Source organism: Saccharothrix ecbatanensis (genome assembly GCF_014205015.1).
In the GTDB taxonomy this organism is placed as follows: domain Bacteria; phylum Actinomycetota; class Actinomycetes; order Mycobacteriales; family Pseudonocardiaceae; genus Actinosynnema; species Actinosynnema ecbatanense.
In genome coordinates this window covers 1,507,869-1,520,462 of the sequence record NZ_JACHMO010000001.1, presented here as the reverse complement: position 1 = coordinate 1,520,462, position 12,594 = coordinate 1,507,869, and the positions used below count along the sequence as shown (strand labels likewise).

Genomic DNA, 12,594 nt, shown 5'->3' with positions numbered 1-12,594 from the left:
TGTTAACACTTCAGGGAGGGTTTGTCCGCTCACCACGCGGGTCGACTTTGGCTTGTGACGAGCACAGCACCGACCGCGTCGACAGACCGTCCTCAATGGACGGCGGGGGTCAGCGCCAGCGCGGTTCGTCGGTGCCCCAGAGCGTAGACGGGTGCGCCCACGTTCCGTCGCGCGCGATCGGCGGGCGGGCGTGGCGGAGCGTGCCGTAGGGCGAAGGTGTCTCGACCAGCCACGGTTCGGGGTCGTACTCGCCGTGGGCGGGTGAGGGTTCGATGTCGTGCAGGAGCCAGGACGCGGTGCCCGCGAGCGACAGCCGGACGTGGTGGCCTCGCCGTTCGGTGAGGGCGCGCAGGACGGCGGCGGCGAGCAGGTAGCCGGTGCCGTGGTCGAGGGCTTGGGCGGGCAGCACGCCGGGCGTCCCGTCCGCGCCTTCGACGGCCGCGATGCCGGTGGCGGCTTGGACCAGGCTGTCGAACCCGCGCCGGTCGGCCCACTCGCCGGTGTAGCCCCAGGCGCAGAGTTGCGCGATGACCAGGTCGGGGCGTCTTTCGTGCAGCGTTCCGAAGCCGTGGCGGTCGAGCGCGCCGGGACGGTAGCCGGTGACGACGACGTCGGCCTGGTCGAGGAGGTCGTCGAACGTCCGCCGGTCGTGGCGGCCGGCGAGGTCCAGCAGAGTCGAGCGCTTGCCCATACCGGTGTCCGTGTGGGCGTCGGGGTCTTCCGGGAGGTGCGGCGAGTCGACGCGGAGGACGTCCGCGCCGAGGAACGCGAGCGTGCGGGTGGCCACCGGACCGGCGAACACCCTGGTGAGATCGAGGACGCGGATGCCTTCGGCCGGGCGGGAGGCCGGTGGCAGGGGTCGGCTCGTGGTGTCGGTGCGCGTCGTTTCGACCAGCGCGCGTCTGGTCTGATCGACTTCGGTCCGGACCGCGACAGCCAGCCCGCCCGCGTTGTAGACGGTTTCCTGGACTTCCAGCGCTTGCCTGCCGGCCAGTTCGCGTTCGAGCGCGTCGTCCGCGACGCCGAGGGCTTCGAGCAGGCGGGTCCGGTGGTGCGGGTAGTTGGCGTGCGTGCGGACCCAGCCGTCGGCGGTGCGCCAGAACCTGGACAGCGGTGCGAACGTGGCACCGGTCCGGCCGTCGATCCGCAGGTGGCGTTCGCTGACGAACGCGGTGGCGACGCCGCCCTCGTCCACTGTGACCGGCGGTATCGGCGTCTTGTTGCGCTGAGCCGACAGTTCCGCTGCCGCGAGCGCGCACACCCCGACGGTGGCGCGTGCCAGGTCGCGCACGGGCAGGCGGGCGTCGAGCACGTTGCCCGCGGTCCGGTACTCCACGGTCAGGTCGGGTCGGCCGCCGAGTGCCGTCCACGCTTGCGCCGTCACAGGGTCCATATCAAGCAGTGTGCGGCTTTTCAGGCCTGTCGGTCGCGGGTGTCGGCCGTAAGGTCGATCACCATGGACTACCCGATCGCGCGTCGTCCCGGCTTCGACCCGCCGGCGGAGTTCGCGGTGATGCGCGACGAGTCCCCTGTGTGCCCGGTGTCGTTGCGGCACGGTCAGGAGGCGCACCTGGTGACGCGGTACGCCGACGTGCGGGCGGTGTTGCGGGATCACGGGCGGTTCTCGTCGGATCCGAGTCGGGCGGGGTTCCCGCAGTTGCGGCCGGTGGTGGATCGGCGGGCGGCGCCGGGGAGTTTTCTGGTCACGGACCCGCCGGAGCACACGCGCTACCGGCGGTTGTTGACCGGTGAGTTCACCGTCCGGCGGATGAACGCGTTGCGGCCCGAGGTGGAGCGGATCACGCGGGAACGGCTGGCGACGTTGCGTTCCGGGCCGCGTCCGGCCGATCTCGTGACCGGGTTCGCACTGCCCGTGCCGTCCGACGTGATCTGCCTGCTGCTCGGCGTGCCGGTGTCGGACCAGGAGTTCTTCTCCACCCGGAGCCGCGCCCACCTGGACCGGACGCTGTCGGCGGAGCAGGTGCAGACGGCGTTGGACGAGCTGCACGGCTACCTCGAAGACCTGATCCGCGCCCGTCGCGAGTCACCCCGGGACGACCTGGTCAGCCGCCTGGTGCGGGAGCCGGGGTTGACCGACGAGGAGGCCGTCGGGATGACCGTGCTGCTGCTGGTCGGCGGGCACGAGACCACGGCGAACTCGATCGCGCTGTCCGTGCTGGCGCTCCAACGCGACCGGGCGCAGTGGCAAGCCCTGGTCGCCAGGCCCGGTCTGGTGGACAACGCGGTGGAGGAGCTGCTCCGCTACCTCAGCCCCGTGCACCAGGGCGTGGTGCGGGCGGTGGCGGGTGAGGCGACGGTCGGCGGGACGGTCCTGGGCGCGGGCGAGGGCGTGATCGCGTCCCTGTTCGCCGCGAACCGCGACCCGGCCGCGTTCCCCGAACCGGACCGCCTCGACCTGCGCCGGAACGCCAGGTCACACCTCGCGTTCGGCACCGGGGTGCACCAGTGCGTCGGCCACCTGCTGGCGCGGTGGGAGATGCGGGTGGCGCTGCGGGCGCTGGTGACGGACCTGCCGACGCTGCGCCTGGCCGTGCCGTTCGAGGAGGTCGAGTTCAAGTTCGACGCCCCGATCTACGGCCTCCGATCGCTGCCGGTCACCTGGTAGAACCGGCCCCGACCGCCCGCCTCCGCCGTTCGGTCGACGGTGTCCGGCGTGCCGATCGCCAGAACAGCGGAACCGGGTGTGCGATCCTCGCGTCGGATGGCGGAGCACTCGGGAGGACGCTGGTGGACGGCTCGTGAAGGCGGTGGCAGGGCTGATCGCCGTCGCAGTGTGGGCGACCGCGATCATGCTGGGTCTGACGGGCATGACCCACTACCAGCCCCAGGCCGCCACGGTGGACATCTCGGACCGCGGCACGGCCCGGGTCGCCGACTGCGCGGAAGAGGGGCCGATCGGCGGCCTCGGCGTCGGCTACTGGTGGACGTGCCGGGCGGACGTCACGTGGGACGGCGGGGCACGTGAGCGGGTGACGGCGCAGCCGGGGCAGTTCACCCCGGACGACCGCGACCGGGACGTGCCGGTGGTCCAGCGCACGGTGCTCGGCAACAAGGGTGGCGGGCCGGGAACGCCGAAGGTGTACCGGGCCGACTTCGAGCCGAGCGCGGTGCTCGGGGTCGGGTCGCTGCTGGCCGGGATCGGCCTGGGAGGCCTGCTGGCACTGATCATCTTCGGGGCCGCGCTGTCCCGGAGCAAGGCACGACGAACAGGGAAGTGAGTGCGATGAATCCGGCCACAGGCGACCCGGACGCGTTGATGCGCAGCTGGGACCAGCAGATCCAGGCCAAGCTCAAGCAGGCCGACCAGATCACGCAGGCGGCACGCGAGCTCAACGTGACGGAGCGTTCGAAGGACGGCGCGGTCGCCATCACGGTCGACAGCGGCGGCAACGTCACCGCGCTCGACCTGACCGACGCCGCGCTGCGCAAGCAGCCCTCGCAGCTCTCCGCGGAGATCCTCGGCACGATGCGCGCCGCCCAGGCGCAGATCGCCGCCCGGATGCAGGAGGCGATGGCGCCGATCCTCGGCGGCGACACGGCGACCATGGACGCGATCATGGGCGGGTTCCGGGAGAAGTTCCCCCCGCCGCCCGAGCCCGACGCGACCGCGCCTGCCCGCGCCCCGCGACCGGATGACGACGACGACTTCGGCGGCCACAACTGGGCCACCGACCGTCCGACCGACAAGACTGGGTGGTGACACGATGACCGACGGTTTCGGCGTCCACACGGACGCGATGCGGGAGCACGCGGGCCGGCTGGACGGTGTGGTCGATCAGATCGGGGTGGCGCAGGACGCCGCCACGCAGGCCACCATCAGCGGCACGACGGCCTACGGCATCCTGTGCAGCCCCCTGCTGCTGCCGTTGATGGGTTCGATCGAGGCGATGGGGCACGCGGCCATCGGCACGGCGAACACCGTCGTCGCCGCGACGTCGGAGTCCATCGTCGCCATGGCCGACACGTACGACGCGGTCGACGGCGCCGTCGACGGCGCCATTTCCAAGATTCTCGAAAAGCTGGGGTCACTGCGATGAACAACCCGCTGATCGCTCCGCCGACCGCGAACGACGGCTACGACCACCTCACCGGCATCGGCATGGTCGAGCCCGCGACGGACGCCGTGCTCGCCGTGCAGCGCGGGGACTGGCTGGAGGCGGGCGTCAACGTCGGCGCCACCGCGATCGACGCGCTCGGCTTCATCGCGGACCCCTTCGGCAGCTTGCTGACCTCGGCGTTCGCCTGGTTCATGGAGAACACCTCACCGCTCAAGGAGATGCTCGACGCGCTCGCGGGCAACCCCGGGGTGATCAACCAGAACGCGGGCACCTGGGGCAACGTCTCCGATGCCCTGGGCCGGGCGTCCGAGGACATGGTGCGGATCGTCGAGTCCGACACCGCGTCGTGGGTGGGGCCCGCGGTCACCGCGTACCGTCCGGTGGCCTTCGCCCAGGCGGGCGCGATCAAGGCCGCGTCGGTCGCCGCGAGCGGTGTGGGCGCCGCGCTGACCGGTGCCGCGGCGGCGGTCGCCGTGGTGCGCACGACCGTGCGCGACTTGATCGCCATGGGCATGAGCGAGCTGGTGCAGTGGCTCATCCGGGCCGCCGCTGCCGCCGCCATCACCCTCGGTCTGGCCACGCCCGCGATCGTCGCCGACGGCATCCGGGTCGTGGTGAAGTGGGCCAACAAGGTCAAGGAGTGGGTCGACAAGATCGTCAGCACCATCCGCAGCCTGTCCAAGCTGGTCGACAAGTTCCTCTCCGTCCTGGAGAAGGTCAAGGACGCGCTGGCCAAGGCGATGCCGAAGATCCCGCCCGGCGCCGCGAACTCCATCGCCGAGACCGTGGTGACGCAGGTGCCCAAGAACACCGGGGTGTACGGCACGCAGGTGGACGATCACCAGTATTCGACACGCTGACGCCGTCCTGGGCCGGCCGGCCTCTCAGTAGTAGTCGCTCATGAGCTTGGTGGCCCAGGCCGGCTGGACGACGGGTTCACGTGGGGCGAACTCGACCAGGTAGGGCTTGATGTCGAGGATCGGCGAGCCCGACAGCGCGTCCAGGTCGGCGACGTGCAGGTCCAGGCCGTCCACCGCGATCAGCCGGCAGCGCGAGACGCCGAGGCGGTTGGGGCGGTACGGCCCCCGGTGGGCGAAGACCCCGACGGGTTCGGCGTCCGGATTTCCCCTCGGGGGCCGGGGTTCGTTGTGCTCTGGGGTGTGGTCGAGCCGGTCGAAGAGGAAAACGACCTCGATGTGGGAGAAGTGCTCCAGGCCGAGCACCGCCGACGCGGTGAACGACTCGGCGTCCAGCCGGATCACGGCTCGAACGTCGTGCCAGTTGTCTTCGACCATCTCACCGCGCCCGCCGACCACGTGGGCGACCGGTCGTAGGTTCACGCTGTCCGATGTCACGCTGTCCGATGTCATGGTGGTCTCCGAGTTCTGGTAGCGGCGTGACGTGCGGTTACGCGACGAGCAGGAGCACGCTGATCACCAGCATCACCAAGGCCGTGGCCCCGTGGACACCGTAGGCGGCGGCCTTCGGACCCTTGCTGCGCAGCACGATCAGCGCGTCGCCGACGGGAATGCCGGTGGCGGCCAGCATGAACCAGCCCAGCAGCTGGGGTGTCGCGCCGATCAGCAGGATGAAGATGAAGAGCCCCGAGGCGATGTCGCGCACCGCCTTGACCGACAGCCATGCCTGGAAGTTCGGGTCATCGGTCCGGGTGCCGGGGATGCCGAAGCCGACGGCGGCCTGCGGCGCCCAGAAGGCCCGCGCTCCGATGACGATGATGCCTGCGCCGATCAGTCCGGCGAGCACGCTGGCGACCGTGGTGAGCATGTGTTGCATCCCCTCTCAGTAACAGCGCCGCAGCGTTCTTCTGGCGGCGCTAGTAACAATAGCAACGATAGACACTCGGCGACAGGATGTCTAGCGTTGCTAGGATGAGGCCATGTCCGCCATCCACGAACGCCGTGAACGCGAACGCGCCCACCGTCATCAACTGATCATCACGGCCGCGCGCGAACTCGCGGAAGCCGAAGGCTGGGAAGCGGTGACGACGCGTCGGCTGGCCGACCGCGTCGAGTACAGCCAGCCGGTGCTGTACAGCCACTTCAACGGCAAGGACGCCATCGTGACCGCCGTCGCGCTCGACGGCTTCGGCGAACTCGCCGCCCACCTGCGCCGCGCGCGGGAGGCTGCCGCAGAGCCGGGGCAGGCCCTGGGCGCCGTCTGCCGCGCCTACCTGGACTTCGCCACCGAGCGGCCCGCCCTGTACCAGGCCATGTTCGTGCTGCCGACCGACTTGAAGTTCGCCAGCGCCGAGACACCGCCCCCGCTGCGAGCCTGTTTCGACGAGTTCGTCAGCTGCTTCCCGCCGGACAACGACCGGCGCGAACTGTTCGCGGAAGTCATCTGGAGCGCGTTGCACGGCATGGCCGTGCTGTCCGACAGCGGCCGCATCCCCTCGGCCGGCCAGGCGGAACGGCTCGACTTCCTCATCACTCAGATCGCCGGCATCCCCGGTGGGCCGACCACGCCGTGACGGACCCGGGGCACGACGGCACGGATCGCGGTCGGACTGGTCCGCGATCCGTGCTCACCGGCGCCGCGCCGGGTCACTCCCCCGTGCTGAAGGCGGCGTCGAAGGACGCGGTCGGCGGGTCGAACAGGTGCCGCCGGATGAACCCGACCGCCTCCTCCGCGCCCCGCAGCCGGTCCATGCCGGCGTCCTCCCACTCCACCGAGATCGGCCCGCGGTAGCCGATCGCGTTCAACGCCCGGAACGACTCCTCCCACGGCACGTCGCCGTGCCCGGTCGACACGAAGTCCCAGCCACGCCGCGGATCGGCCCACGCCAGGTGCGAGCCCAGCCGCCCGTTGCGACCGTCGAACCGCTTCTTCGTGTCCTTGCAGTCCACGTGGTAGATCCGGTCGGCGAAGTCGAGGATGAACCCGACCGGGTCGAGGTCCTGCCAGACGAAGTGCGACGGGTCCCAGTTCAGCCCGAACGCCGGCCGGTTGCCGACCGCGTCCAGCGCCTTCCGCGTCGTCCAGTAGTCGTAGGCGATCTCCGACGGGTGGACCTCGTGCGCGAACCGCACCCCCACCTCGTCGAACACGTCCAGGATCGGGTTCCAGCGCCGGGCGAAGTCCTCGTACCCGGCGTCGATCACGGCCTGCGACACCGGCGGGAACATCGCCACGTACTTCCAGATCGAGGACCCGGTGAAGCCGACGACGGTGTCCACGCCGAGCTTCGCCGCCGCACGCGCCGTGTCCGCCATCTCCGCGGCAGCACGCCGGCGCACCGACTCGGGCTCGCCGTCACCCCAGATCCGCGAGGGCAGGATCGCCTGGTGGCGGAAGTCGATCGGGTCGTCGCACACGGCCTGGCCGACCAGGTGGTTGGAGATGGCGAACACCTCCAACCCGTACTGCTTGAGCATCGCGCGCTTCGCGGGCACGTACTCGTCGTCCGCCAACGCCTTGTCCACCTCGAAGTGGTCACCCGAACAGGCGATCTCCAGCCCGTCGTAGCCCCACCCCGACGCGAGTCGGCACATCTCCTCGAAGGGCAGGTCGGCCCACTGGCCGGTGAACAAGGTGACCGGTCGGCTCATCGGGGGTCTCCAATCGTGGTCCACGCGGACTGCTGTCCGGCGCTCTCCTCCACCGCCGACAGGACCCGCTGGACGCGCAGGCCGTCGGCGAAGCCGGGTGCGGGGTCTTCGCCACCGCCGATGGCGGTCAGGAAGTCCGCCACCTCGTGCGTGAACGTGTGCTCGTAGCCGATCAGGTGACCGGGCGGCCACCAGGCGCCGAAGTACGGGTGGTCCGGCTCGGTGACCAGGATCCGCCGGAACCCGGCCGCCGGCCCGTCGTCCTCGAAGTACGCGGACAGCTCGTTCATCGCCTCGAAGTCGAACGCCAGGCTGCCGCGCGTGCCGTTGACCTCCAACCGCATGGCGTTCTTGCGGCCCAACGCGTACCGGGTCGCCTCGAACGTGCCCAGCGCGCCGGACGAGAAGCGGGCCATGAACACGGCCGCGTCGTCCACCGTCACCTCGGCGCGCCCGTCGCCGTCGGGCCTTGAGCGCACGAACGTCTCGGTGGTGCCGCTGACCCCCGTGATCAGGTCGCCGGTGACGTACTGGGCGGCGTCCACGATGTGCGCGCCGAGGTCGCCCAACGCGCCCGAACCGGCGAGTTCACGCCGCAGCCGCCACGTCATCGGCGCCTCCGGGTCGGACAGCCAGTCCTGGAGGTACACCGCGCGGACGTGCCGGATGTCGCCGATCCGGCCCTCCGCGACCAGCTTGCGGGCCAACGCGATCGCGGGCACGCGGCGGTAGTTGAAGGCGACCATCGACCGGACGCCCCGCGTCGCCGCCTCCTCTGCCGCCGCCGCCATCGCCTCGGCTTCGGCGACCGTGTTGGCCAGCGGCTTCTCGCACAGCACGTGCTTGCCCGCGGCGAGCGCGGCGAGGGCGATCTCGGCGTGGGTGTCCCCCGGCGTGCAGATGTCGACGATCTGCACGTCGTCCCGGGCGACGAGCGCGCGCCAGTCGGTCTCGACGGCGGCCCAGCCGTACTTGGTCGCGGCGTCCTTCGCGCGCGTCGCGTCACGTCCACCGAGGACTGCCAGCCGTGGTGTCAGCGGCACGTCGAAGAACCGGTGGACATTGCGCCACGCGTGCGAGTGCACCGCGCCCATGAACGCGTGGCCGACCATGCCCACGCCGATCTCGTCTGTCATCAGCAACCCTTCAAAGCAGCAGCGGTGTCCAAGAAGCCCGAGGGCCGGGTCAGGAGTCGAACCCGACGTCGAGGTACTGGTCGACGTTCTCCTTGGTCACCACCGCGGAGTAGGTGGTGATGGAGGCGGGGACGTCGTGCTCGGCCATGTCGCCGATGCCCTTGGTCTGACCGAGCAGCCGGGCCAGCGCGATCGCCGAGGACGCCATCGACGGGCTGTAGAGGACGGTCGCCTTGACCACGCCGCTGTCGGCCTTGATCAGGTCCATCATGTTGCGCGACCCCGCGCCGCCGACCATGACGAACTCCTTGCGGCTCGCGCTGTCGATGGCCGCCATCACGCCGATGCCCTGGTCGTCGTCGTGGTTCCACAGGGCGTCGAGCTTGGCCGCCGACTGGAGCAGGTTGGCGGTCTGCTGCTCGCCGGACTCGGACGTGAACGACGCCGAGACGCGCGGCCCGACGGAGAAGCCGGCGCGCGCCAACGCGTCCCGGAAGCCCTTGCTGCGCTCCTGGGTGAGCGGGAGCGAGTCGATGCCCGCGACCTCGCCGATGATCGGGTTGCCGACGTTCCTGGCCTTCATCTGCTCGACGATGTACTCGCCCGCGTTGACGCCCATCCGGTAGTTGTCGCCGCCGATCCACAGCCGGTAGGCGAGCGGGGTGTCGAAGATCCGGTCGACGTTGACCACCGGGATGCCCGCGTCCATGGCCTGGCGGCCCACCTCGGTCAGCGCCTTGCCGTCGAACGGCAGCACCACCAGCACGTCGACCTTGTCGTTGATCAGCGTCTCGACCTGGCCGATCTGCTGGTTGACGTCGTTGGTGCCCTCGGTGGCCTTGAACGTCACGTCGGAGAACCGGTCGGCCTGGGCCTTCGCGTTCTTCGTCATCGCCGCCATCCAGCCGTGGTCGGCGGCGGGAGCGGAGAAGCCGATGGTGACCGCCTTGCCCGGCTGGCTGTTCTGGCCCGATCCGCCCGCGACGGCGTTCGGCGCGGTGTTCGCGGACTCGTTGGACGTGCAGCCGGCGAGGAGGGCGGCGGTGCCGACGGCGGTGGTGCCCCAGAGGAAGCGGCGACGGTCGAGTGAGGACATGGCTGACTCCCGAGCGGTGGGTCGGATTGGCGGGTGTGCCGTGCGTCAGGTGGTGCGCGCTCCGCGGTGGCGGGATGTGGTGCGCTGGAGGAGCACCGCGGCGACGATGATGACGCCCTTCGCGATGTTCTGGATGTCGGTGTCGAGGTTGTTCTGGGTGAAGATGTTGCCCACCACGGTGAAGATCAGGACGCCGATCAACGTGCCGATCAGCGAGCCCCGGCCGCCGCTGAGCAACGTGCCGCCGATGACGACCGCGGCGATGGCGTCGAGTTCGTAGAACATGCCGTTGGTGGACGCGCCCGAGGTGGTGCGGGCGACGACCATGAGCGCGGCGATGCCGCAGCACAGGCCGGCGATGCCGTAGACGAGCGCGGTGTGCCGGCGGACGTCGATGCCGGCCAGGCGGGCGGCTTCGGCGTTGCCGCCGACGGCGAACGTGCGGCGGCCGAACGTGGTGCGGTTGAGCAGCACCCAGCCGACCGCGAACACGGCGGCCAGCATCCAGATCAGCACCGGGACGCCGAGGATGTCGCCGCGGAAGAACGTGGTGAACCCGGTCTCGGTGACGACCTGCGTGCGGCGACCGGACAGCCGTTCGGCCAGGCCCTTCGCCGACGCGTACATGGCGAGGGTGGCGATGAACGGGACTATCCGCCCGTACGAGATCAGCACGCCGTTGACCAGGCCGCAGCCCAGGCCGACGAGCAGCGCGCACAGCACCATCACCACCGGCCCGTAGGACTGGGTGGCGACCGTCGTCATCCACACGCCCGACAGCGCCACGATCGAGCCGACGGACAGGTCGATGCCGCCGCTGATGATCACGAACGTCATGCCGACGCTGACCACCCCGATGGCCGCGGCCAGGCGCAGCATGGTGGAGATGTTGGCCTCGGTGAGGAAGCTGTCCGGTCGGGTGGCGTAGCCGACGACGCACAGCACCACCAGCACGCCCAGCAGGCCGGTGAGCCTGAGGTCGAGGTGGCGCCGGTGCTTGCGCGGCTCCTGGGGCGGCGCCGATTTCGGGTCGAGCACCCGGGCTTCGGTCACTGGACCTCCTCCTCCGTCACAGCCGCTGTGGTGTCGGTGCGGGCGTTCTCGGTGCCGGCGTTCTCGGCGATGGTGTTCTCGGTGATCGGGCTCTCGGTGACGGCGCTGCCGGTCATCACGATGTCCAGAACGGCGGACTCGGTGAGCTCGTCGGCCCGCCGGTCCGCGACCACCTCGCCGTCGCGCAGCACCAGCACCCGGTCGGCCAGGCCCAACACCTCGGCGACCTCGCTGGACACCAGCACCACGGCCACGCCGGCCGCCGCCAATTCGTGGATCACCCGGTACAGCTCGGCACGCGCGCCGACGTCCACGCCGCGCGTCGGCTCGTCCAGCAGGAGCACCTTGCAGCCCCGGACCAGCCAGCGCGCCACGACGGCCTTCTGCTGGTTGCCGCCGGAGAACTCGGCGACCAGCCGGCGCGGGTCGGCGGGACGCAGGTCCAGCCGTTCCAGGGTGGTCTTCGAGTCCTTCAGCTCACGGGCGCGGTCCATGAACCCGGCGCGGCTGTAGGTCGGGAGGCTGGACAGCGTCACGTTGTGCGCGACCGAGAGGTCCAGCAGCAGGCCCTGCGCCTTGCGTTCTTCGGGCGCGAGGCCGATGCCCGCTTTGACGGCCGCGACGACGCTGCCCGGTCGGACCGGTTTCCCGTTGACGGCCACGTGCCCGGAGTCCGGTTTCCTGGCGCCGAACACGGTTTCCAGGATCTCGCTGCGCCCGGCCCCGACCAGACCCGCGATGCCCAGCACCTCCCCCGCGTGCACGTGGAAGGTGACGTCCTTGAACTCGCCCTTGCGGGAGAGGCCGGTGACGGTCAGGACCTCGCGGGAGGTGTCGACGGTGGAGGTGTCGCGGTGCGGGAAGACGGTCTCGACCTTGCGGCCGGACATGAGGTCGACCAGCTCGGCGGTCGGGGTGTGCGCGGGGAGGTTCGCGGCGACGGTGCGGCCGTCCTTGAGGACGGTGACCCTGGTGCCGATGCGGCGGATCTCGTCCAGGCGGTGCGAGATGTAGAGGACGGAGACGCCGTCGTCGGTCAGCTCGCCGACGATGCGGAACAGGTTGTCGACCTCGTCGGCGGCCAGGGCGGCGGTCGGCTCGTCCATCACGATGAGCCGCGCGTCGTGGGCCAGGGCGCGGGCCATGGAGACCAACTGCTTGCCGGCGGCCGACAGCCTGCCCACTTCGCCGTCCGGGTCGATCTCCGGGTGGCCGAGGCGGGCCATCAGGGTCCGGGCGCGGTCGCGGGCCGTCGCGCGTCGGGTGAAGCCGAACCTGGCGGGCTCGTGGCCGAGGAAGACGTTCTCCGCGACGCTGATGTCCGGCACGAGGTCGAGCTCCTGGTACATGGTGGCGATGCCGAGGCGCAGTGCGGCCACCGGGGACGGGAGGGTCGTGGTGGCGCCGCGCCAGGTGATCTCGCCGTCGTCCGGCTGGTGCGCGCCCGACAGGACCTTGATCAGGGTGGACTTGCCCGCGCCGTTCTGGCCGAGCAGGCAGTGCACCTCGCCTTCGGCCACTTCGAGGTCCACCTGGTCGAGGGCGCGCACGCCGGGGAAGGTCTTGCCGATGCCCGCCATCCTGAGCAGGTTCGACTCGCGTCGGCCTTCCTTCTGCGACTGCATCGTCTCTCCGGCTTCGTCGAGGGGAGTCGATCGTGG

At 70.7% G+C, this 12,594-nt stretch carries 14 protein-coding genes; 6 read left to right on the top strand and 8 right to left on the bottom strand.

What is annotated here, in order from left to right; all coding sequences use genetic code 11:
* Positions 1–109: 109 nt before the first annotated feature.
* On the bottom strand, positions 110–1,393 hold the full coding sequence (locus F4560_RS06715) for a CoA transferase (RefSeq protein WP_184917637.1): 1,284 nt from the start codon (positions 1,391–1,393) through the stop codon (positions 110–112).
* Between the two features lie 63 nt (positions 1,394–1,456).
* Between F4560_RS06715 and F4560_RS06710 the strand changes: the two genes are divergently transcribed.
* From F4560_RS06710 to F4560_RS06690, 5 genes are all read left to right on the top strand, one after another.
* Positions 1,457–2,626 carry a cytochrome P450 gene (locus tag F4560_RS06710; RefSeq protein ID WP_184917635.1) on the top strand — a complete coding sequence of 390 codons (1,170 nt, stop codon included), beginning with the start codon at positions 1,457–1,459 and terminating at the stop codon, positions 2,624–2,626.
* A 133-nt stretch (positions 2,627–2,759) separates the two neighbouring features.
* Entirely contained in the window at positions 2,760–3,239 is a 480-nt protein-coding gene (locus F4560_RS06705) for a DUF6346 domain-containing protein (protein ID WP_184917633.1), read from the top strand.
* Positions 3,240–3,244: 5 nt separating this feature from the next.
* The gene (locus F4560_RS06700; protein WP_184917631.1) at positions 3,245–3,721 is read left to right on the top strand and encodes a YbaB/EbfC family nucleoid-associated protein; all 477 of its coding nucleotides are present in this window, start codon (positions 3,245–3,247) and stop codon (positions 3,719–3,721) included.
* Between the two features lie 4 nt (positions 3,722–3,725).
* Positions 3,726–4,058, top strand: a complete 333-nt coding sequence (locus F4560_RS06695) for a type VII secretion target (protein ID WP_184917629.1) — start codon at positions 3,726–3,728, stop codon at positions 4,056–4,058.
* Positions 4,055–4,939: a hypothetical protein gene (locus F4560_RS06690; protein ID WP_184917627.1), complete on the top strand. Its 885-nt coding sequence runs from the start codon at positions 4,055–4,057 to the stop codon at positions 4,937–4,939. Before F4560_RS06695 ends, F4560_RS06690 begins: the two co-directional genes overlap by 4 nt.
* 24 nt (positions 4,940–4,963) lie before the next feature.
* Here F4560_RS06690 and F4560_RS06685 read toward each other — a convergent pair whose 3' ends face one another.
* A complete protein-coding gene (locus F4560_RS06685; RefSeq protein WP_184917625.1) occupies positions 4,964–5,449 on the bottom strand; it encodes an SAM-dependent methyltransferase in 486 nt (161 codons plus the stop codon).
* A gap of 37 nt (positions 5,450–5,486) precedes the next feature.
* Positions 5,487–5,864, bottom strand: a complete 378-nt coding sequence (locus F4560_RS06680) for a DUF4267 domain-containing protein (protein ID WP_184917623.1) — start codon at positions 5,862–5,864, stop codon at positions 5,487–5,489.
* Positions 5,865–5,976: 112 nt separating this feature from the next.
* On the opposite strand from F4560_RS06680, the gene F4560_RS06675 reads away from it, so the two are divergent.
* Positions 5,977–6,570 (top strand): TetR/AcrR family transcriptional regulator, encoded by a 594-nt coding sequence (locus F4560_RS06675; RefSeq protein ID WP_184917622.1) that lies wholly within the window; start codon positions 5,977–5,979, stop codon positions 6,568–6,570.
* A 73-nt stretch (positions 6,571–6,643) separates the two neighbouring features.
* On the opposite strand, the gene F4560_RS06670 is transcribed toward F4560_RS06675, so the two are convergent.
* The 5 genes from F4560_RS06670 to F4560_RS06650 are packed head-to-tail and all read right to left on the bottom strand — an operon-like array spanning position 6,644 to position 12,558.
* Entirely contained in the window at positions 6,644–7,648 is a 1,005-nt protein-coding gene (locus F4560_RS06670) for a sugar phosphate isomerase/epimerase family protein (protein WP_184917620.1), read from the bottom strand.
* Positions 7,645–8,784, bottom strand: a complete 1,140-nt coding sequence (locus F4560_RS06665; protein ID WP_184917618.1) for a Gfo/Idh/MocA family protein — start codon at positions 8,782–8,784, stop codon at positions 7,645–7,647. The genes F4560_RS06670 and F4560_RS06665 overlap by 4 nt, the downstream gene beginning before the upstream one ends.
* A 49-nt stretch (positions 8,785–8,833) precedes the next feature.
* Positions 8,834–9,880 carry a substrate-binding domain-containing protein gene (locus F4560_RS06660; protein WP_184917616.1) on the bottom strand — a complete coding sequence of 349 codons (1,047 nt, stop codon included), beginning with the start codon at positions 9,878–9,880 and terminating at the stop codon, positions 8,834–8,836.
* 45 nt (positions 9,881–9,925) lie between these two features.
* Positions 9,926–10,918, bottom strand: coding sequence for an ABC transporter permease (locus F4560_RS06655; RefSeq protein ID WP_312869839.1), 993 nt, complete (start codon positions 10,916–10,918; stop codon positions 9,926–9,928).
* 11 nt (positions 10,919–10,929) lie between these two features.
* The gene (locus F4560_RS06650) at positions 10,930–12,558 is read right to left on the bottom strand and encodes a sugar ABC transporter ATP-binding protein (RefSeq protein ID WP_246477747.1); all 1,629 of its coding nucleotides are present in this window, start codon (positions 12,556–12,558) and stop codon (positions 10,930–10,932) included.
* Positions 12,559–12,594: the final 36 nt, after the last annotated feature.